The organism is Dyella sp. A6 (genome assembly GCF_036320485.1).
Lineage (GTDB): Bacteria > Pseudomonadota > Gammaproteobacteria > Xanthomonadales > Rhodanobacteraceae > Rhodanobacter_A > Rhodanobacter_A aluminiiresistens.
In genome coordinates, this window is the sequence record NZ_CP132911.1 from 261,504 (window position 1) to 283,535 (window position 22,032).

The 22,032-nt window shown below is 63.0% G+C and carries 16 protein-coding genes; 5 read left to right on the forward strand and 11 right to left on the reverse strand.

The window, feature by feature from the left end; genetic code table 11:
* Positions 1-670: 670 nt before the first annotated feature.
* From RA164_RS01085 to RA164_RS01095, 3 genes are all read left to right on the forward strand, one after another.
* Complete coding sequence (locus RA164_RS01085; RefSeq protein WP_329742141.1) at positions 671-3,865, forward strand: TonB-dependent receptor plug domain-containing protein; 3,195 nt, start codon at positions 671-673, stop codon at positions 3,863-3,865.
* Between the two features lie 595 nt (positions 3,866-4,460).
* A complete protein-coding gene (locus tag RA164_RS01090; RefSeq protein ID WP_412731053.1) occupies positions 4,461-6,794 on the forward strand; it encodes a glycoside hydrolase family 3 C-terminal domain-containing protein in 2,334 nt (777 codons plus the stop codon).
* 210 nt (positions 6,795-7,004) lie between these two features.
* Entirely contained in the window at positions 7,005-8,429 is a 1,425-nt protein-coding gene (locus tag RA164_RS01095) for a carboxylesterase/lipase family protein (protein ID WP_329742143.1), read from the forward strand.
* 226 nt (positions 8,430-8,655) lie between these two features.
* Here RA164_RS01095 and RA164_RS01100 read toward each other — a convergent pair whose 3' ends face one another.
* A complete protein-coding gene (locus RA164_RS01100; protein ID WP_329742144.1) occupies positions 8,656-9,564 on the reverse strand; it encodes a LysR family transcriptional regulator in 909 nt (302 codons plus the stop codon).
* 201 nt (positions 9,565-9,765) lie between these two features.
* On the opposite strand from RA164_RS01100, the gene RA164_RS01105 reads away from it, so the two are divergent.
* The gene (locus RA164_RS01105) at positions 9,766-9,984 is read left to right on the forward strand and encodes a DUF1737 domain-containing protein (protein ID WP_329742145.1); all 219 of its coding nucleotides are present in this window, start codon (positions 9,766-9,768) and stop codon (positions 9,982-9,984) included.
* A gap of 72 nt (positions 9,985-10,056) precedes the next feature.
* On the forward strand, positions 10,057-10,359 hold the full coding sequence (locus RA164_RS01110) for an antibiotic biosynthesis monooxygenase family protein (protein WP_329742146.1): 303 nt from the start codon (positions 10,057-10,059) through the stop codon (positions 10,357-10,359).
* Positions 10,360-10,445: 86 nt separating this feature from the next.
* Here RA164_RS01110 and ilvD read toward each other — a convergent pair whose 3' ends face one another.
* The 10 genes from ilvD to RA164_RS01160 form a co-directional block, all read right to left on the reverse strand.
* On the reverse strand, positions 10,446-12,308 hold the full coding sequence (gene ilvD / locus RA164_RS01115) for a dihydroxy-acid dehydratase (RefSeq protein ID WP_329742147.1): 1,863 nt from the start codon (positions 12,306-12,308) through the stop codon (positions 10,446-10,448).
* 46 nt (positions 12,309-12,354) lie between these two features.
* Positions 12,355-13,869: a threonine ammonia-lyase, biosynthetic gene (gene ilvA / locus RA164_RS01120; protein WP_329743451.1), complete on the reverse strand. Its 1,515-nt coding sequence runs from the start codon at positions 13,867-13,869 to the stop codon at positions 12,355-12,357.
* Between the two features lie 50 nt (positions 13,870-13,919).
* Positions 13,920-14,198: an acetolactate synthase small subunit gene (gene ilvN / locus RA164_RS01125; RefSeq protein ID WP_329742148.1), complete on the reverse strand. Its 279-nt coding sequence runs from the start codon at positions 14,196-14,198 to the stop codon at positions 13,920-13,922.
* 82 nt (positions 14,199-14,280) lie between these two features.
* A complete protein-coding gene (gene ilvB / locus RA164_RS01130) occupies positions 14,281-16,074 on the reverse strand; it encodes a biosynthetic-type acetolactate synthase large subunit (RefSeq protein ID WP_329743452.1) in 1,794 nt (597 codons plus the stop codon).
* A gap of 243 nt (positions 16,075-16,317) precedes the next feature.
* Positions 16,318-16,659, reverse strand: coding sequence for a VOC family protein (locus RA164_RS01135; RefSeq protein WP_329742149.1), 342 nt, complete (start codon positions 16,657-16,659; stop codon positions 16,318-16,320).
* A gap of 74 nt (positions 16,660-16,733) precedes the next feature.
* Positions 16,734-17,747, reverse strand: a complete 1,014-nt coding sequence (gene ilvC / locus RA164_RS01140; RefSeq protein ID WP_329742150.1) for a ketol-acid reductoisomerase — start codon at positions 17,745-17,747, stop codon at positions 16,734-16,736.
* 124 nt (positions 17,748-17,871) lie between these two features.
* Positions 17,872-18,966 carry a 3-isopropylmalate dehydrogenase gene (gene leuB / locus RA164_RS01145; protein ID WP_329742151.1) on the reverse strand — a complete coding sequence of 365 codons (1,095 nt, stop codon included), beginning with the start codon at positions 18,964-18,966 and terminating at the stop codon, positions 17,872-17,874.
* A gap of 79 nt (positions 18,967-19,045) precedes the next feature.
* Positions 19,046-19,630, reverse strand: coding sequence for a 3-isopropylmalate dehydratase small subunit (leuD, locus tag RA164_RS01150; RefSeq protein ID WP_329742152.1), 585 nt, complete (start codon positions 19,628-19,630; stop codon positions 19,046-19,048).
* A complete protein-coding gene (gene leuC / locus RA164_RS01155) occupies positions 19,627-21,042 on the reverse strand; it encodes a 3-isopropylmalate dehydratase large subunit (protein WP_329742153.1) in 1,416 nt (471 codons plus the stop codon). The genes leuD and leuC overlap by 4 nt, the downstream gene beginning before the upstream one ends.
* Entirely contained in the window at positions 21,042-22,028 is a 987-nt protein-coding gene (locus RA164_RS01160) for a branched-chain amino acid transaminase (protein WP_329742154.1), read from the reverse strand. The genes leuC and RA164_RS01160 overlap by 1 nt, the downstream gene beginning before the upstream one ends.
* Between the last annotated feature and the right edge of the window lie 4 nt (positions 22,029-22,032).

Here is a 22,032-nt window from a genome sequence, read left to right on the forward strand (position 1 = left end):
CGTGAAGTCCACTCAAGGAATGGCTTCACTTTTGTTGGTCGGCATTTGAATTTGCGCCATTTTCGGATGCGGATGGACAAAGGGTGCCCGCATGCTTGGGCATGCGGATTGCCTATTGGGCGGATGCGCTTCGCATCAAGCTTCCTGCTGGATCGCACACTTACTTTGTACCGATCAATGGGTGTGGGGATTTGTCGTGAATGTTTGCAGTGTGCTGCCGTTTGCGGAGGGGGCTTTGGTCTTTTGTCTGCCGCAAGAGTGCAAACTGTTCGATCGTGCCGGTCCTGTCATGTCATTAAAAAACTAAATACTGTACTAAAAATAATGCATTGGACAGCCCCTGAGGGGCGTGCAATATTGTTTTTATTAATATGGTCGTGATGAGCCTGAGTGAAGATCCAAGTTTAATGCGCGGATGGTTCATGGGGCGACGTTGAGCGGTATTTAATCAACCTTGGGGAGGTTCTTCATAGACAATCTGCGTTGTTCCTCGCATCGCGTAACACGAAGCGCCATTCTGGATTTTTAGTGGTCCTTTTGCGGTTCGCATTTTGCGAGTACATAAAAATCGGTGGCACCCTTTAAAAAGTAAATAATAAATGATCCGATATCATATTTCGGCTCATCAGTTTCGATAGGGTGTGCACTCTGACTGGAAGGGGTGGTCTAAATGAACTATCGGAAAAATGCATTGGTGGCCAGCATTGTGGCCGCACTGTTGCTGGCTGGTACGGCGACCGCGGCTGCTACTGCACCTGGCGTCGCCAGAAACGCACTGGGTGGTGCGGCCAGCGGAAGTTCGGCAGACGGTGCGGCGTCGGTTGGTTTGACGACACAACAAACAAGCACGCCCGGTGAAAAGCCTGTAACCAAAAGTGGCAAGACCAAGGCAAAAACGAATGTTTCTGTCAAAGGTCCGATTACGAATCTGAAGTCGATTTCAGTTGTCCACACCATTGGAACCAACATCAAGGGTGTCGCACCGGTAGGCGCGGAAGCGATTACTCTCGACAGGACCGACATACTGCGGACTGGCGCCAATTCTGTCCACGCGCTGTTGCAGACTATTCCCCAAATCTCCAATGATTCGCCTTCGGGATTAGGCAACGAGCGCCAAGGTGGTACATCGGCCTATGGCAGCGCGAATAACGGTGCGAATTCGACGCAAGGCGTTTCTGCCAATTTGCGCGGACTTGGGCCGCAAGCAACGCTGGTACTTGTAGATGGTCATCGAGTCACGCCGACAGGTGCCGGGACCCAGTTCACGAGTATCAATCAGGTGCCCGCTGCAGCTCTGAAGGCTGTCCAGGTTCTGACTGGAGGTGGCTCGGCCGTCTATGGCTCTGACGCTGTCGCGGGTGTGATTGATCTTGTGGTCCGCAAAGACTTTGATGGAGTTGAAGTGACTCCTCGGGCCAGTTGGTCCAACGGTCACCATACGAAGGGTGCTTCGGCGGTCGTCGGTCATACCTGGCCGAAGCTGGGCTCGCTCGGGCATGGCAATTTCATGATGACCTTCGATTACTCCGATCGTAGTGCCATGTTGCGAAGCGCCAGTCCGTACCTGTCGGATAACCTGACTAGGTTTGGCGGGGTCAACAACGGGATTCGTGGTGGCACGATCACTACCGGCGCGAACAACGGTGGTGTCGGGCCGGGTCAGCCTGGCCAGCCCGGAAGTTTCAGCGGCGGCTCAGGGCCTGTTGCCACCCCAGGTGCGACAAGCAACGTCGCATGGTGTGACACCTACTCGGCTGGCCAGTGTACAAGTGGAACCTATCTCTATCGTGCGCTGCCTCTGGGCTCGGTTGCGTCCACGTATGCCGACACTGCAGCTCAGCCAAGCTTGCAAGATCGAGCGGGGTCTGACGATTACATGCCCAGTCAGAAGCGTTATCAATTTGACGCCTTTTTCAATCAGGCCATCAACCAGGACCTGAGTGTCAGTTTTACAGGGCTGTGGACACATCGCGACTCAACCAGCCGAGCGAGCTCTTACTACAACTCGATTCCTGTTGTAACCGTGGCACCAGGCTCGCCGTACTACATCGCTCCGCCTGCGCCGGCAGGAGGCCCGATGACCGTAGACCTGTCGCCGGCAGCACTTGGTTTGCCGGCCTTCATCACTTCAAACTCGGACACAAACTGGGACGGAATCTTCGAAGTCCATGCAGGGCTCTGGGGTGACTGGCACGCAGATTTCTCGGCGACGTATGGGCATGACCGCGCATGCGGTGAGTGTCAGTCGAATCTGCTTGACCCAGGTGCGCTTCAATATTACGTCGATACCGGGGTGATAAATCCGCTGAGCACTGCGCCACTGACCTCCGCGCAGCTTTCAGATATCCTCGGAAGGAACCTCCAAATCAATAAGATGAGCCTTCAGGACGACGTTCTGAAGTTCAATGGTACGGTTTTCGACCTCCCGGCAGGACCTTTGAAGGCAGCGATCGGCGTAGAGCACATGCGCTCAACCGAAAAGGTCATCAATGGTGCAAGTCGTACCGATGAGGCCGCCTATGGAATTTACGAGAGCGCGGCGCTTCCACCTGTCGGTTTCGAAGGCATTGGGTGTACCTCGCCACTGCCGTGTCCACCCCGGACGCAGCCCGATGAGTTTGCATACGACAATATTGAAGGCCGGTCACGGAAGTCCAACTCGGGATTTGTGGAATTCTATATTCCGGCAGTCTCCGCTGAACAGCACATCCCCTTGGTTCGTTCGCTTACTTTTGATGTGGCGGATCGTTATGACCACTACGATGGTGTTGGTGGCAGGTCGGATCCGAAAATTTCGTTCAAATGGGCCTTGAGTCGGGATTTCCAGCTTCAGGGGACCTGGGGCAAGTCTTTCGTGGCCCCCAATCTGGTGCAATCGGATCCATTTGTATTCTCATACAAGGCCTTTGTTGGATACATGCCGAACCTGACTGGAAATTCGGCCATATCCGGCTCAATTCCCGGGCTGGTGAATGTGGGTTTGATCGGCGGAAACAAGCAGAACCTGAAGCCGGAGACGGCCAATACCTGGTCGTTGAGTGCGGACATAACGCCGCATGCAGTCCCTGGGTTGAAACTCTCTGGTACCTATTATCACGTAAGTTACAAGGACCTGATTCTGGGGGTGAGTTCATTCCCGGCCGGGCTGTTGAGTGCCCAGGGTTATGCGACATATAAGGCATATATACATCCAGTTCATAACCCAAGCGAATGCAGTGCCACCAATCAGGTCTACGATCCTGCTTTGATGCCGTATGTCAAGGCAGTCGGGATCTACGGAATCGTGACCCCGGCGCAGCTATGCCAGATAAACGTGTGGGTGGATCAGCGGGGCACGAATGTAGGGTCGATGACGGAGAATGGTGCCGATTTCAACGGGCGCTATGATTTCACGGCCGCAGGTAGTGCCTGGGTGTTCGACTTTGATGCGACCAAGGTCATTTCAGAGCGCCTTGGATTGACTCCGACACAGCCGAAGATTTCCATTCTTGGAAGCATGCTGAATGGTGGTCTTGTTCCGTGGAGAGGGCGGGCATCAGTAACCTGGATAAAGGGCGCGGTGAATGCGACGATTTCAGGAAACTACGTCGGTACTTATCAGAACGATAGTCCGCTATTTGGCAAGCCGAACAGCACGGTGTCTTCCTGGACAACGTTTGACTTCAACTTTGGTGTCTATCTGGGCGATCTTTCGTCCTCTGTTCCTGACTGGTTGAGCAATTCTTCGGTGTCGCTGCACGTGAATAATATATTCGACCGAAATCCACCCGTGGTGCTCACGGCCAGTGGTGCTGCGTTCGATGGAAACAACGCGAATATATTTGGACGCATGATTTCGCTCAACTTCAGCTACAGAGGGCTCTGACTGATCCACCAGGCCGGTTTGCTGCCTACTAGATGGTTCAACTGGCTGTCCACTTGGCTTCTTTGGCGGTTTCCCGTCCACCCACTTGTCGCGTTGGTGGGCGGGATCTTCCGTTCAGACATAAAGCATGGAGTTTGCGCGCTGGTATCAATGCTTTGCGCAATACATGTTTTGTGTTCCGAAGCTTCGCGTAATGCCATGGAACATGGTTGAGGATTTGGAGGTTTCTGTGAAAAGTTTGCAGGTAAGGCACAAGTTCGTGCATGTGGTGTTAGGTGTGACACTGGTGAGTCTGGGGCTGACTGCGTGTTCTGCATCGGAACACGGTGCGGCTCACCCCGGAGCGAGCACAAAAGCCATGGCGGTGTCTGCGACGGGGGGCCACTCGTGTCCCTGGGGCTCGTCGAAGGCACCTATCGGTAAGCGTGTTGACCAGCTGCTGGGCCGCATGACCCTGAGCCAGAAGATCCAAGAATTGCACGGTACAGGGGGATTTGGTGGTCGTGGGTATGCTGGGGAGATAGCGGCCATACCGTCATTGTGCATCCCTGCACTGACATTGCAGGACGGGCCGGGTGGAGCCGGGGACGGTTTCATGAACGTCACGCAGTTGCCGGCACCGGTGGCGCTGGCAGCGACGTGGGATACGAATCTTGCCGAGCAGTACGGCGCCGTGGTCGGCGACGAACAGTGGGGCAAGGGTGTGGATGTCGACCTGGGGCCGACGGTGAACATCGTGCGCGACCCGCGCTGGGGGCGTGCGTTTGAGTCTTACGGCGAGGACCCCTACCTCAACGGTTACATCGGGGCAGGTTACGTCAATGGCGTTCAGTCCACCGGCGTGATGGCGGAGGTCAAGCACTGGGCCCTCTACAACCAGGAAACCGATCGCAACACGTCGCTTGACGACGTGTCGGTCTCCGAGCGGACCATGCAGGAACTGTACCTGCCGGCGTTCCAGATCATCGTCGACCATGCGCATCCGGCCTCTTTCATGTGTTCGTATGCGTCGATCAACGGTGACTACGCCTGCCAGAACTCCTTCCTGCTCACGAAGGTCTTGCGTGACCAATTCAAGTACCCGGGTTTCGTCGTGTCGGACTGGGACGGCACGCACTCCACGGTGGCATCAGCCAAGGCCGGTTTGAATGTGGAGATGCCGGCCGGGCTCTATTACGGCAAGGCGCTCGAGCAGGCAGTGAAGTCCGGAAAGGTGTCCACGGACACGATCGACCAGCTGGTGCGTCCGATTCTGGTCGAGATGTTCCGCATGCATCTTTTTTCGCATCAACCGACCGGCAACATCTATTCGAAGGTGACGACGCCGGCGCATGTGGATGTGGCCCGAGAAGTCGCCGAGCAAAGCGCGGTTCTTCTGAAGAATGCAGGTAACGTCTTGCCGCTGTCTGCAGAAAAGATTCATTCGATTGCGGTGATTGGTACCGATGCTGGTCCAGATGCGCTCACATCAGGTGGCGGGTCAGCGCGCATCAATGCCGATGCGATTGTGACGCCTCGTGAAGGTATCGAGAGTCGTGCCGGCAGTAGTGTCACAGTGCGGTATGCCCAGGGCGATGTTCCGGACGGACCGCCACCGCTGGTGCCGGCCAGATACCTGACGCCGGCCTCGGGCAAGGGTCATGGCTTGACCGAGCAGTTGTATGCCAATACGGACTTTTCGGGTACACCTGTCGCCACCCGTGTCTTGCCGGAACTGAACGTGCAGCTCTGGGGCAAGACGCCCAGCGCGAAACTGAAACAGGGGCAGTGGTCCGCAAAGTATTCCGGCACGATCAATCCACCGGTCAGCGGTATCTATACCTTCACGCTTACCAGTGCAGGCGACGCAAAGCTGTTTGTCGATGGCAGGCAGATCATTACCCGTCCGATGTTTTCAACCGATACCCTCAGCGCGACTATCGAGCTTACGGCGGGCCGCCCGGTCAGCCTTGATGTGAAGTATCACGCGCCGTTGGGCATGTCGATTGCGGACATCCTTGGGTCGTCGTTGCGGCTTGGCTGGAAGGTTCCCGTACCTGGAAATGTCTGGCCACGTAAACGCGCCTTGCTGGAGCAGGCCGTGCACATGGCCGCCAAATCCGATGTGGCCATCGTGTTTGCGAGCAAGTTCGAAACCGAGGGAATGGACCTGCAAAATGCCGACCTAGGCAGCGATCTGGATCATCTGATTTCCGCGGTGGCCGCAGTCAACCCACACACCATCGTTGTGCTCAATACCGGTTCCGCGGTGACCATGCCTTGGCTGAACAAGGTGGCGGGTGTGGTCGAGGCATGGTACCCGGGGCAGGAGGATGGCAAGGCCATTGCGGCGCTGCTTTTTGGCGACGTGAATCCATCGGGCAAACTGCCGGTGACCTTTCCGCGGAGCCTGGCGGATGTGCCCGCATCCACACAGGCTCAGTGGCCTGGTGTCGACGGCAAGGTCGAGTACTCCGAGGGACTGCAGGTCGGATATCGGTGGTACGACGCCAAGCATGTGAAACCGCTGTTCGCGTTCGGTTCTGGTCTGTCCTACACCAGCTTCAAGTTCAGCCACCTGCATGTGACGCCGGAAGAGATCACGCCGCAGGGCTCGGTCGAAGTGACGGTCGAGATCACCAACACCGGTCATCGTGCAGGTGCAGATGTGGCGCAATTGTATGTGGGCGATCCGGCGAGTACCGGCGAACCAGAAAAGCAGCTTCGAGGCTTCAGCAAAGTAGTGCTCGAGCCTGGCCAGACGCGCACCGTGAGTTTTTCGGTACCCGCCCATGCTTTTGCCGCCTGGAGCAAGTCAGCGGATGGCTGGCAGGTGGCCGATGGAAGCTACCGGATCCTTGTCGGCGATTCGTCCGAGCATCTGCCCGAACAGAGTGCGGTCAGAGTCTCGGCAGCGGCGAAAGGCCTGGTGGCAAAGGCGGCCCGATGAATGGCTGCCTTGTCGAGGCCGTCCCGGAGAACCCTTTGCCGGCATGCATCAGCTATGGGTGCAGGTGTGGCTAGCGATATCAATTGAAGCAAGGTGGATTACCGTTCGATCACGTATTGATGGTGCCTGGCCTCCAATCGATTCAGGAGGCAGGCGAGCCACAGGGTCGGATGGGTGGTCCAAACTGAACGTTACACAGGAGGAATCCCTATGAGCTATATGGGTAAGTTCACGAAGACGGTGTTGTCTATGGCGATCCTCGCCGCAGCAGGACCGGTTTTGGCCGGGACAACCGGGCCGGAAGTCACCGTCGCGAACGGCACACTCCAGGGAAGCGTGAGTGATGGCGTAGCTTCGTTCAAAGGTATTCCGTACGCCGCCCCGCCGATAGGCAACCTGCGTTGGCATGCTCCGCAGCCGGCAGCTTCCTGGAGTGGTGTGCGTCTGGCGACGAAGTATGAGCCGGATTGCAAGCAGACGCCTTTTCCCAGTGATGCGGCTCCACTTGGAGTAAAGACTGCCGAAAACTGCCTCTACGCCAATGTGTGGCGACCCGCGGGAGACGTCCATGGCAAATTGCCAGTCATGGTCTGGATCTACGGTGGTGGTTTCATGAACGGCGGCTCGTCGCCACCCACCTACACGGGAGCCGACCTGGCCAAAAAGGGCATTGTCGTGGTCAGCTTCAACTACCGGGTTGGGCGTTTCGGATTCTTTGGGTTTCCGCAACTTGAGAAGGAGGAAGCAGCTTCCGGAGAGCCACGTGTGAATTTCGGCTTGATGGATCAGGTCGCGGCATTGAAGTGGATCAAGCACAACGTTGCTGCCTTCGGCGGAAATCCCAACGACATAACGGTCGTCGGACAGAGTGCCGGTGGCATGTCGGTGAACGTACTTTTGACCTCGCCGGAATCGCGCGGCTTGTTCGAGAAGGCGGTCATCTGGTCAGGCAGCAATGGACAGATGCATCTCACGCCGGCGCAGGCAGATGCAGCCGGCATCGCATTCGCAAAGAAAATGGGCATCAACCCGGACAGTCCGGATGCACTGAAGCAGTTGCGCGCCCTCTCAGCCAATCAGGTTGATGATGGCCTCAACATGATGGCGTTGTTCAAGCGGGGTAAAGGCCCAGCCACCTTCACCATGCCGGTCGTGGATGGAAAGGTCAACGTCGGACCGTGGAGTGCTTACCAGAGCGGCAATTTCGCCAAAGTCCCGGTCATGATCGGCGCGACCAATGCCGATATGGGTGGGCGTGACGGCTTCATGATCAAAGGCGCACGTGACATCGCTACGACCCTGACCAAGCAGGGGGTGCCAGTGTATTACTACCGCTTCGATTATGTTGCATCGTCCATGCAGGGCCAGGGGTGGTACAAGCAGGGTGCTCCGCATGCGTCGGATATTCCCTTCTGGTTTGACACGGAGGCGATCAAGTACGGCAAAAAGACGACGATCCGTGATCGTGAGGTCGGTAAGCTGGCCAGCAACTACCTGGTCAATTTTGTCAAAACCGGTAATCCGAATGGAAAGGGGCTTCACGAGTGGCCCATTTATAATGCCGACAAACACAGCATGCTTACTTTTACCGCGAAGGGGGGCGTCATTAGCGGTTCCGACCCCTGGTCCAAGTAATCATGGGGGGCTGGCCGGATGAATGAGCATGTATGCCATTCCGGCCAGCTCGCACCGACGTCCATCCCCGTCCGGATTCAGTCGTTCCGTGCGGGTTAAAGAATGGAAGCCCCGTTTCGCCGAGGGAAGCTAGTCGGAGGTGCCTGGATGGTATGCGTTTATCGAGAAAGTGACCGGTCACACCGTGGGTAGTGCACCCGGTCAGTCGGTCATATCAGTGGCGCATTTACTTGTTGACAGGCTGGCGGGCATCGTCCCGGTGCTGTAGCGCTGAGCTGAAAGCGGTAGCAGCTGGCGACAAGATTTTCCGCTTGGACGTTAAAATACCTATTTCGCGCTTTATGGGGTTATCTTTAATCGGGCGATGTATGAGTCCTTCGCACGATATGGAGTCAAGGGTCTTTAATGGCAGGACGGCAATGCCGACCCCGGCCTTTACCAGGCTTACTGCAGTCGACAGGCGATCCACTTCGCAAGTGATCTCGATATCGAGGCGCGCCTGTTTCAAGGCGCGGTCAAGCAATTGCCGGACACTTGAATCGGTGGCGGTCGAGATGTGCGGGTAGCGCGTCAGTGACTTCAGGCTGGGTTGCTGTTGAGACTCGAGCTCATGTCCTTTGGGGAAAAATACATGCATCCGGTCTTCGAACAGTTTCACGAAATGAATACCTTCGTCGTGACTGAGCAAGGTGCCTATGCCGAGGTCTACCGTTGCCTCAGACACCAGGGTCTGCAACTGGTCCGAGGGTACATCGATCATGCGAACTTCGATGCCGGGATAGCTCTCGCGGAACTTGGCGATCCTTGATGGCAGCCATGCGGCGGCAACCGTAGGGAGCGCGGCCATCACAAGCCGGCCGTGGTGAAGCGCACCCAACTCCTGAGCATGCTGTCGCACAGCATCGAAGTCGTCGAGGATTTGTTGCATCGGTCCCAACAGGCTGTTTCCTGCTGCTGTCAGTGAGACCTTGCGCCGGTCGCGATCAAATAATCGAACACCGAGCTCTTCCTCGAGTTGATGAATCTGGACCGTAAGTGTCGGTTGTGAAATGTGTAGACGCTGAGCAGCAGACGTGAAGCTGCCAAGCTTGGCGACCTGTATGAAACCGCGGATGTGGCGAAACCCCGAACTCATGAATTATCCGGATTGCGACAAATGGTGCAGTTATACCCCAGATCTGCGCTTAGGTATCAAGCCTCGCATTCGTAGGTAACAAGTCACGGTCTGGTTCGCTGTTACCGTATTCTTCGGCCTCGAGATCCGGTTCGAGTACCGGTTCCTGTAACACGTTGCTTGGAGAGCTGAAGGCTCTCGGGTTTGATCGAGGTTTATCGCATGGTTTCAGACAAGGCTTCGACATTGCCGCCGGACGGGCTTCCGGTCTATCGGGTGCTTACCGGGCCGGACGACGCGGCGTTCTGTCACCGGGTGAGTCAGGCGTTGTCGCTGGGATACGTGCTGCATGGTTCGCCGGCGCTGACATTCAATGGCACGAACGTCATCGTTGCGCAGGCGCTGATCTGGCCAGCGGCGAAGGTCGCTCATGACGCCTAGCATCTGCACCGGCGTCGACTTCCGCACTCGGGGGCGCCGGTGGGTGCCCGCATGTCACACGGCAGGACAGGCATGATTCTTGAAGTTGCCACGTTGCAGGTGATCCCCGGACAGGCTGCTGCGTTCGAGGCAGCCTTCCATGAGGCACAGGCGATCATCGCCTCGATGCCCGGCTATGTTTCGCATGAGTTGCAGCGCTGCATCGAACAGCCCGATGCGTATGTGCTGCTGGTCCGCTGGCGGACGCTGGAAGACCACGAGGAGGGGTTCCGGAAGTCCAGCCAGTACCTGGCATGGAAGCGGCTGCTTCACGCTTTCTACGATCCGTTTCCCACCGTGCTGCACTACCGGCAGGTGGCTGGCACCGGCATCTGACGGCGGTGCAGGATCGCGTTTCTGCAGCTCGATGCTGACGATGTTTTGTCCCGCGCAACCGGTCGGTGTGCGCGGGACGGCAGGTGTCAGTCGCGTTCGGCGATGCCCAGGCGGCTCAGGTCGCGCACTGCGCCGTTGGCGGCGTTGGACGCCATGGCGGCATAGGCCTGCAGGGCCACCGAGACCTGGCGCGTGCGGTTCTGCGGTTTCCAGGCCTGGCGGCCGCGGGCATCCATCGCGCTGCGGCGGGCGGCAAGCACCTCGTCGGACAGGTCGAGGTGGATGCGACGCTGGGGAATGTCGATCACGATGGGGTCGCCGTCTTGGACCAGGCCGATCAGGCCGCCTTCGGCCGCCTCGGGCGAGACATGGCCGATCGACAGGCCCGAGGTGCCGCCGGAGAAGCGGCCGTCGGTGATCAACGCACAGGCCTTGCCCAGCCCCTTGGACTTCAGGTAGCTGGTGGGGTAGAGCATTTCCTGCATGCCGGGGCCGCCACGCGGGCCTTCGTAGCGGATCACCACCACGTCGCCGGTCTTCACCTTGTTGCCGAGAATGCCGGTGACGGCGTCTTCCTGGCTCTCGTAGACCTTGGCAGTGCCGTGGAAGGTGAGGATGGAGTCGTCCACGCCGGCGGTCTTCACGATGCAGCCTTCCGGCGCCAGGTTGCCGAACAGGATGGCCAGGCCGCCGTCCTTGCTGAAGGGGTGTTCGGCAGAGCGGATCACTCCGCCCTCGCGGTTGCTGTCGGTGCTTTCCCAGCGCGCCGATTGGCTGAAGGCGATCTGCGTGGGCACGTTGCCGGGGGCCGCGCGGTAGAAGGTCTGCACATCGTCGCTGTCGGTGCGCAGGATGTCCCAGCGGTCCAGCGCCGCGCCCAGCGAGGGCGAATGCACGGTGGGACGTGCGGTATCGATCAGGCCGGCCCGGTCCAGCTCGCCGAGGATGCCCATGATGCCGCCGGCGCGGTGCACGTCTTCCATGTGCACGTCGCTTTTCGCGGGCGCCACCTTGCACAGGCAGGGCACCCGGCGCGAGAGGCGGTCGATGTCGGCCATGGTGAAGTCGACGCCGCCTTCGCGCGCGGCCGCCAGCAGATGCAGCACGGTGTTGGTGGAGCCGCCCATCGCGATGTCCAGGCTCATCGCGTTCTCGAACGAGGAACGGTCGGCAATGCCGCGCGGCAGCGCGCTGGCGTCGTCCTGTTCGTACCAGCGACGGGCGAGTTCGACGATCAGGCCGCCGGCGCGACGGAACAGCTGCTCGCGGTCGGCATGGGTGGCCAGCACCGATCCGTTGCCGGGCAGGGCCAGGCCTAGCGCCTCGGTCAGGCAGTTCATCGAGTTGGCGGTGAACATGCCCGAGCAGGAGCCGCAGGTGGGGCAGGCCGAGCGTTCGACCGCAGCCACTTCCTCATCGCTGTAGCTGTCGTCGGCGGCGGCTACCATGGCATCGATCAGGTCGAACTTACGCGTGGCGCCCTTCAGCACGGCCTTGCCCGATTCCATCGGGCCGCCGGACACGAACACCGCGGGAATGTTCAGCCGCATCGCGGCCATCAGCATGCCGGGGGTGATCTTGTCGCAGTTGGAGATGCACACCAGGGCGTCGGCGCAGTGCGCGTTGGCCATGTACTCCACGCTGTCGGCGATCAGCTCGCGCGAAGGCAGCGAATACAGCATGCCGCCGTGGCCCATGGCGATGCCGTCGTCCACCGCGATGGTGTTGAACTCCTTGGCGACGCCACCGGCGGCGGCGATTTCCTCGGCGACCAGCTTGCCGAGGTCGCGCAGGTGCACATGGCCGGGAACGAACTGGGTGAAGCTGTTGGCCACCGCGATGATGGGTTTACCGAAGTCCCCGTCCTTCATGCCTGTGGCGCGCCACAGGCTGCGGGCGCCCGCCATGTTGCGGCCGTGGGTGGTGGTGCGGGAACGGTAGGCGGGCATGCGGGGCTCCGGTAGGGGGTGATGGGCAGACGTTGCCGAAAGGGTTTCAGGTACGCAACAGCAGGCGGTAGGCCGGGTTGGCGCTCTCGTCCTGGTGCGGGTAACCCAGGGTGTCGACAAAGCGCTGGAGTTCCGGCGCCTCGTGCGGCGGCACCTGGATGCCGACCAGGATGCGGCCATAGTCGGCACCCTGGTTGCGATAGTGGAACAGGCTGATGTTCCAGTCCGGGTTCATGTGATCGAGAAAGCGGGCGAGTGCGCCGGGTCGCTCGGGAAATTCGAACGCGTACAGGCGTTCGTCACGGGCCAGCGGCGAGCGGCCGCCGACCATGTGGCGCAGATGCAGCTTCGCCAGCTCGTCATCGGTGAGGTCGAGCACCGCAAAACCCTGCGCGTGGAAGGCCGCGACCAGCGCTTCGCGCTCGCCACGGTTGGTCGTCTGCACACCCACGAACAGGTGGGCCTGTTCGGCGTCACCGATGCGGTAGTTGAATTCGGTGATGCCGTGCTGGCCCAGCGCGGCGCAGAAGCGGCGGAAGCTGCCGCGTTCCTCGGGAATGCTGACCGCAAACACCGCCTCGCGCTGCTCGCCGACGTCGGCGCGTTCGGCCACGAAGCGCAGGCGGTCGAAATTCATATTGGCTCCGGAGATCACCGCGACCAACGCGCCGTCGCCGACATCCTGGTGCGTGGCGGCATACTGCTTGAGCCCGGCCAGCGCCAGCGCGCCGGCCGGTTCGGGCACGCTGCGCGTTTCCTGGTAAATGTCGCGGATCGCGGCGCAGATGGCATCGGTATCCACCCGCAGCATCGCGTCGACGTGGCGTTGGCACAGGGCGAAGGTGAGCGCGCCGACCTGCTTCACGGCGGTGCCGTCGGCGAACAGTCCAACGTCGGACAGCAACACGCGCGAACCTTGCTCGAGCGACTGCGCCATGGCATCCGAGTCGCTGGCCTGCACGCCGATGACCTCGACCTCCGGACGTTCGGCCTTGATGCATGCGGCGATGCCGGACAGCAGGCCACCGCCGCCGACCGGCACGAACACCGCGTGCAGCGGGCCAGGGCATTGGCGCAGCAGTTCTAGGCCCACGGTGGCCTGACCGGCGATCACGTCGGGGTCGTCGAACGGGTGCACGAAGGTGCTGCCGCGCTCGACCTGCAGGCGCGCGGCGGCGGCCTGCGCGTCGCTGTAGGAATCACCCGCCAGCACCACCTCCACGAATTCGCTGCCGAAGCGGCGCACCGCATCCACCTTTACCTGGGGTGCGGTGACCGGCATCACGATGACGGCGGGAATGCGCAGTTTTGCCGCAGCCAGTGCCACGCCCTGCGCGTGGTTGCCCGCGGATGCGGCGATCACACCGCGCTCGCGCTGTGCCGGGTCGAGCTGCACCATGCGGTTGTAGGCGCCGCGCAGCTTGAACGAGAACACCGGTTGCTGGTCTTCGCGCTTGAGCAGCACCTTCGCACCGAGCCGGGCTGACAACAGCGGTGCGGACTCCAGCGCCGACTCGCGTGCCACTTCGTAGACGCGCGCGGTCTGTGCACGGGCGGGCACGTCACACTCGCCGGCATCGACGGCGGGGTCGAGGTCGGCGGTGCGGGCATTCACGGCTGGGCAGCCAGCGCCAGCGGATTGCTGTCGTCGCCGACCAGCGACAAGGTGTTGACGTCGATCACGTCGACCAGCTTGCGCGTCTGCCGCACGATCTGTTCCAGCACCGCGGCGTTGCCGTGCAGTACCAGGGTCAGCTGCGAGACGGACGGGTCATGGGTGGCGGCGACGGTCAGCGAGTCGATGTTGCAGTGGCGTGCGGCGAACAGGCCGGCCACGCGGACCAGCGCGCCGGACTCGTTCTGCAGCAGGATGGATAGGGTATGTCTCATGGCAACGCTCCCGTGGTCCTCGTTTGCATCGTTCCGGTGAAGACCGGTATCCGGCGGCCTGTCGAGGGCAGGCCGCCGGGAATCAGAACATGTCGGTGGTGGCGCTTTCCGGCGCGGATGGCGGCTCGCGCGAAGCGATGAAGTCGCCGGTGATCATCTGCGCATAGGTCGCGCCCGGGCCTACCATCGGGTAGACGCCGGCATCCGGGTCGATCATCACTTCAAGGAAGGCCGGGCCGTCGAAAGCGAGGAACTCGGCGATGGTGCTTTCCAACTGCGCCTTGTCGTCCAGCCGGCGCGCCCAGGCAAAGCCGTCGGCTTCGGCAGCCTTGATGAAGTCCTTGCGGTGTAGGCTCTTGTCCGAGGCGGCGAAACGGCCCTTGAAGTAAAGCTTCTGCCACTGGCGCACCATGCCGTCGCCGATGTTGTTCAGCACCACCACCTTCAGCGGCAGGCCGTAGGTGGTCACGGTTTCCAGCTCGCCCACGTTCATGCGGATGCTGGCGTCGCCGTCGATGTCGATCACCAGCGCATCGGGTCGCGCGAACTGCGCACCGATCGCCGCCGGCAGGCCGAAGCCCATCGTGCCCATCGAGCCGGAGGTGAGCCATTGGCGCGGCTGCTTGAAGTCGAAGAACTGCGCCGACCACATCTGGTGCTGGCCGACGCCGGTGCTCACCACGGCGCGACCCTCGGTGTGGCGGTTGATCGCCTCGATCACCGCCTGCGGCTGGATCAGCGGACTGGCGCGGTCGTAGCCCATGGCGTGGTCGTGCTTGAGTGCGGCGATATGCGCGTGCCACTCGGCCGGTGCGGTGCTCACGCCGTGGCTGCGGCCATAGTCGAGCAGCCGTTCCAGCGACGGCCGCAGCGGCCCCATGTGGTGCCAGTCCACCGGCTTCACCTTGCCGATCTCGGCCGGGTCGATGTCGATCTGCGCGATGAATCGGGCGTGCGGCGCGAACTGTTCGGGCACGCCGGCCACGCGGTCGTCGAAGCGCGCGCCGAGTGCCAGCAGGAAGTCGCAGTCTTCCACTGCGTAGTTGGCGTAGGCGGTGCCGTGCATGCCCAGCATGTGCAGCGCCAGCGGACTGCGGGTGTCGATCGCGCCCAGTCCCATCAGGGTGGTGGTGACAGGCAGCCCGAAGGCCTCGGCGAAGGCGCGCAGCGCTGGCGCGGCGGCTGCCGCGATCACGCCGCCGCCGGCATAGATCAGCGGACGCCTGGCGCGGGTCAGCGCCTCGAAGAAGCGCGCGCAGTCCTCGTCGTTCAGCCGCGCCTCTTCCACCGCCCGCAGGCGGGCGCGGTAGCCGGGGATCGGCAGCCGGCTGGTACCGTCGAAGTGCAGCGGCGTGTTCTGCACATTCTTGGGAATATCCACCACCACCGGGCCGGGCCGCCCGCTGCGGGCGATTTCGAAGGCGGTGCGCAGGGTGGCTTCCAGGGTGTCGGCATCGGTGACCAGGAACACGTGCTTGGCGCAGGCGCCCATGATGTTGCTGACCGGTGCTTCCTGGAACGCGTCGGTGCCCAGCGAGGGCGTGGCCACCTGGCCGCAGATCACCACCATCGGCGTGGAGTCGGCCATCGCATCGCGCACCGGCGTCACCATGTTGGTAGCGCCCGGGCCCGAGGTGACGATGGCGACGCCGACCTGGCCGGAGGCGCGCGCGAAGCCGGATGCCATGAAGCCGGCGCCCTGCTCGTTGGCGGGAACCACCAGCGGCATCGGGTCACGCCCGTCGGCATCGGCATGTTCGGCGTTGTAGCGGAACACGGCGTCGTACACCGGCAGGATCGCACCGCCGGAATAGCCGAACAGTACGCTGCAAGCTTCGTCGGCGAGTACCTGTACCACCACCTCGGCGCCGGTCATCGGCTGGCCGGCGAGCGGGTGCCGGTCGGTGGAAGGGGCGGGGGCAGCCTTGGCTGGCAGCGATGAAGTGGTCACGTGGGGTTCCTGTTGGCGCCGGCCGTGCCGGCGGGTAGTGGATACGTTCGTAACGGATGCGGCGTGGTGCCCGTGTTGCCTGCACGGGTATCCGGCGCACGACTGCGAAGCGGGCACGCGGCAGCGGATTCCGGCAGGCGACGGGACGACGGCATCGACGTGCCGGGGTCAGTTGCGGATCAGTTCGTGTTCGACGGCCGGGTGCACCGGCACGCCGAAGGTGGCGATGATCTGCAGGTCCTGCTCCAGCGTGGAGAAGCGTTCCCAGGCAATGCCGTTGACGTCGGTGCTGCTGCTGTAGTCCGGCGCATCGTCGTCCTCGAAGCCCAGCTGGCAGATCCGGCCGGCCTTGTCGGGTTCCTGGCGGATCGAGAAGTTGAGGTTGTCGGTACGCCACATGGCGTAGACGCCATAGACCAGGGCCTGCGGCGGCTGGCCCAGGCGCTTGCTGTAATCGGCGATGGATGCGTCCAGGTCTGCAACGGCCAGGGCGATATGGAAGCGTTTCATGGCGTACCTCGTTCTCGTTCGTCGTGTGGAAAGCGGGCCGCGCGGCTCCATGCGCGTGCGGCCCGGTGCCGGACTCAGCCGGTCTTCTTCAGCGGTTCGGCGGGCTTCGGTGCGGCGGGCTGCAGCCACGGCATGCGTGCACGCAGCTGCTTGCCGACCTGCTCGACCGGATGGTCGAGATCGGCCTGCTTGTACTGCTTGTAGTTGGGCAGGCCGGCGTTGTATTCGGCGATCCAGTTCTTCGCGAAGGTGCCGTTCTGGATGTCGGTCAGCACGTCCTTCATACGCGCCTTCACGCCGGCGTCGATCACCCGCGGGCCGCTCACGTAGTCGCCGTACTGCGCGGTCTCGGAAACGAACTCCAGCATCCGCGTGATGCCGCCTTCGTAGAACAGGTCGACGATCAGCTTCAGTTCGTGCAGCACTTCGTAGTAGGCGATCTCCGGCTGGTAACCCGCTTCCACCAGGGTTTCGAAGCCGGCCTGCACCAGCGAGCTGGCGCCGCCGCACAGCACCGCCTGCTCACCGAACAGGTCGGTCTCGGTCTCTTCCTTGAAGTCGGTCTTGATCAGCATGGCGCGACCGCCGCCGATACCGTCGGCATACGCCTTGGCAGTGGCTTCGGCATGCCCGCTGACGTCCTGGTGCACGGCCCAGATGCAGGGCACGCCACGACCGCGTTCGTATTCGCTGCGGACCAGCGCACCCGGGCCCTTAGGGGCAACCAGGATCACGTCGATGTCCTTGCGCGGGTCGATCTGCTTGAAGTGCACGTTGAAGCCGTGCGCAAACAGCAGCGTGGCACCCGGCTTGATGTTCGGCTCGATGGCGTCCTTGTAGAGCGCCGGCTGCACCATGTCGGGGGTGAGCACGGCGACCAGGTCGGCGCCGCGTACCGCTTCGGCCGGTTCCATGACGGCGAAGCCGTCGGTGTAGGCGCGGTTCCACGAGGGACCGCCCTTGCGCAGGCCGACCACGACGTCGAGGCCGGAGTCCTTCAGGTTGAGCGCGTGTGCGCGGCCCTGGCTGCCGTAGCCGAGGACGGCGATACGGGCCTTGGCAAGCGTGTCGTTGGCAGGGGTGCTCATGCGGTGACTCCTTGGTCGTATGGGTGATAGATGGTGCTGGCGATAGGAAGGGCTGCTGGGGTCATGGCGCTAAGGGCCAAAAAAACGGGCACGTCCTTGTGCCTCTTGGGTAAAAGGGACGCGATCAGCCACATGCGCGTGCCTCGCTGGATGCATTGCGCCCGGCGGCCTGCTCGTCCAGGGCGGCGAGCACGGCGTCGCGCACGGTGTCGGTGCCGGCGCTGCCGCCGATGTCGCGGCTGTGCGGACCGTGTGCCAGCACGTGGTCGACCGCCGCCTCGACGGCCTGGGCCTCGACCTCCAGCCGCAGCGAATGGCGCAGCAGCAGGGCGACCGAGAGGATGGTGCCGACCGGGTTGGCCACACCCTGGCCGGCGATGTCGGGTGCCGAGCCGTGGATGGGCTCGTAAAGACCCTTGCTGCCTTCGCCCAGCGAGGCGGAAGGCAGCAGGCCCAGCGAGCCGGCCAGCGCTGCGGCCTCGTCGGTGAGGATGTCGCCGAACAGGTTCTCGGTGACCACCACGTCGTAGCGGCCCGGCTGGGTCAGCAGCAGCATCGCCATCGAGTCGACCAGCTGGTGCTCCAGCTTCACGTCGGGGTAGTCGGCCGCGATGCGGGTGACGGTGCGGCGCCACAGACGCGAGGTCTCCAGCACGTTGGCCTTGTCGACCGAGGTGACATGCTTGCGACGCGCACGCGCCAGCTCGAAGGCGCGACGGGTGACGCGTTCGACCTCGGCCACGGTGTACTTGCATTCGTCGGTGGCCGCATCGGCGGTCTTGGTCTTGAGGCCGAAGTAGGCGCCGCCGGTCAGTTCGCGCACGAACAGCACGTCGACGTTGTCCAGCCGCTCGGTCTTCAACGGCGACAGCGCGGCCAGCGCCGGGTGCACCTGCAGCGGGCGCAGGTTGGCGTACACGCCCAGCGCGGCACGCAGTGCCAGCAGGCCCTGTTCCGGGCGCACCGGCGCATTCGGGTCGGACCATTTCGGGCCGCCCACGGCACCCAGCAGCACCGCATCGGCGGCCTGGCAGGCAGCCAGTGAGTCGGCGGGCAGCGGTTCGCCGGTGGCGTCGATGGCGGCGCCACCGATCAGGTGCTCGTCGAACGCGAAGTCGTGGCCGTGCCGGCGGGCGATGGCCTGCAGCACGGCGACCGCGGCGGCGGTGACCTCCGGGCCGACGCCGTCGCCGGGCAGGGTGACGATGCGTGCTTTCATGCGTGGGTGTCCTCGTGCTTCGTGGTGTCATGACCGGCGCCGGAGCGACGGCAAGCGGATGGGGTGAATGTGACCGGGCTCATGCGGCCGCCTGGTGGCGCGTCTCGAAGGCTTCGATGGCATCGCCGTGCTGCAGCAGGAAGCCGAGCTGGTCCACGCCTTCGAGCAGGCAGTGGCGCGCGAACGGCTCCAGTTCGAAGCGGATGTGACCGCCATCGGGCAGCGCGATCACCTGCTCGCGCACGTCGATCGACAGCTCCACGCCGGGGTGCTCCAGCAGCCATTGATGCTCGGCCGGGCTGACCACGATGGCGAGCAGGCCGTTCTTCAGCGCGTTGTTGCGGAAGATGTCCGCGATCTCGCTGCACAGCACCGCCTGCAGACCGAAGTCCAGCAGCGCCCACGGCGCGTGCTCGCGCGAGGAGCCGCAGCCGAAGTTGCGCCCGGCGACCAGGATCGAGCAGCCGCGCGCCTCGGGCCGGTTCAGCGGAAAGGCCGGGTTGTCGCTGCCATCGGGCAGGTAGCGCCAGTCGTTGAAGCACAGCTTGCCCAGACCTTCGCGTGTGGTGGTGGTGAGGAAGCGCGCGGGGATGATGCGGTCGGTGTCGATGTTCTCGTCGGTCAGCACGGCCGTGCGCGAATGAATGCGGGTGACGGGGTTCATGCGGCCTGCTCCTGGTCGATGTACACACGCGGGTCGGCGATGGTGCCGGCGATGGCCGAGGCCGCGGCGGTGGCCGGGCTGGCCAGCACCGTGCGCGCGCCCTTGCCCTGGCGGCCCTCGAAGTTGCGGTTGGAAGTGGATACGACCAGCTGGCCCGGCTGTGCCAGGTCGCCGTTCATCGCGATGCACATGGAGCAGCCGGGCACGCGCCACTCGGCTCCTGCCGCGGTGAACACCTCGTGCAGGCCTTCGCGCTCGGCGTCGCGGCGCACCGCTTCCGAGCCGGGCACCACCAGCATGCGCACACCCTCGGCGACGCGGCGGCCGCGCAGCACGTTGGCGGCTTCGCGCAGGTCGGACAGGCGTGAATTGGTACAGCTGCCGACGAACACCACGTCCACCGGCGTGCCCTGCATCGGCTGGCCGGCGCGGCTCTGCATGTAGTCCAGCGCGCGTTGCTCGACGGCATTGCGTGCAGCCGGTACCGGTGCGTCCATCGCGATCGCCATGCCGGGGTGGGTGCCGTAGGTGACGGTGGGCTTCACCGTGGTCGCGTCGACACGCACTTCGCGGTCGTAGTGCGCGCCCGGGTCGGTCTTCAGCGTGCGCCAGTGCGCCACGGCCTTGTCCCAGGCTTCGCCGTGCGGCGCCTGCGGACGGCCCTTCAACCAGGCGAAGGTGGTTTCGTCCGGTGCGATCAGGCCGGCGCGCGCGCCCGCTTCGATCGACATGTTGCACACCGTCATGCGCTCTTCCATCGACAGCGCCTCGATCGCCGCGCCGCGATATTCCAGGACGTGGCCGGTGCCGCCGTCCACACCGATCTGGCCGATGATGTGCAGGATCAGGTCCTTCGCACCGACGCCCGGCGGCAAGGCGCCGTCGACATGGATCGCCAGCGTTTTCGGCTTGCGCTGCAGCAGGCACTGGGTGGCCATCACATGGCCCACCTCGGTGGTGCCGATGCCGAACGCCAGCGCGCCGAACGCGCCATGGGTGGAGGTGTGGCTGTCGCCACAGACGATGGTCATGCCCGGACGGGTCGCGCCCAGCTCGGGGCCGATCACGTGCACGATGCCGCGGTCGCTGCTGTCCCAGCCGTGCAGCTCCACGCCGAATTCGCGGCAGTTGGTTTCCAGCTGCGCGACCTGCGCCTTGGCCTCGGCATTGGCGTACGGACGCTCGCCGTCGGCACCGGCCGGCAGGGTCGGGGTGGAATGATCAAGCGTGGCCAGGGTGCGGTCCGGGCGGCGCAGCTTCAGGCCGCGCGCGCGCAGCACATCGAAGGCCTGCGGCGAGGTGACTTCGTGCACCAGGTGCAGGTCGATGTACAGGATGGCCGGAGTGTCGGCGCTTTCGGGTGCGACGACATGAGCATCCCAGATTTTCTCGAACAAGGTACGTGGAGCCATTACGCCGTGACCTCCGTCGAAGCAGGGCTGGAGTGGGAAGAATGGTCAGGAGTGGTGTCTTCTGGGTTCGCAGGCTGGACGACCTCGAGCCAGCCCCAGCGGTCGGTGGTGCGGCCGTCGAACAGGCCGAAGAAGGCATCGCGCAGCGCACGCGTCACCGGACCGGGCGTGCCGTTTCCGACCGCCTTGCGGTCGACCGAGCGCACCGGGGTGATCTCGGCGGCGGTGCCGGTCATGAACACTTCGTCGGCGGTGTACAGCGCCTCGCGCGGCAGGTCGCGTTCTTCCACCGACAGGCCCAGCTGTTCGGCCAGTACGATCACGCTGTCGCGGGTGATGCCGGCCAGGATGCCGGCGCTGGACGGCGGCGTCAGCAGCTTGCCCTTCTTGACCAGGAACAGGTTCTCGCCCGCGCCCTCGCTGAGGAGGCCGTTGTGGCCCAGTGCGATGCCTTCGTCGTAGCCGCCGCGGCGTGCTTCCATGCCGATCAGCTGGCTCGACAGGTAATTGCCGCCAGCCTTGGCCCAGCTGGGGATGGTGTTGGGGGCGGGACGATGCCACGAGGACACGCAGACATCGGCACCACGCTCGGCCGCCTCGCCCAGGTACGCGCCCCATTCCAGCGCCATGATCGCCACCTCGACCGGAGCGCCGTCCTTCGGCAGCACACCCAGGCCGCCGGCGCCGCGGAACACCACGGGACGCACGTAGGCCGACTTCAGGTCGTTGGCGCGGATCACCGCATGGCAGGCGGCGTCGATTTCCGCTTCGCTGTAGCCGATGTCGATCTCGTAGACACGGGCCGATTCGAACAGGCGGCGGGTATGGTCGGCCAGACGGAAGTAGGCGGGGCCGTCCGGGGTGGCGTACACGCGCTCGCCCTCGAACACCGATGAGCCGTAGTGCAGGGCATGCGTGCTGACGTGGACGTTGGCCTCGTTCCACGGCTTGATGTGACCGTTGTGCCAGAGGAATGGGGTACTCATCGGT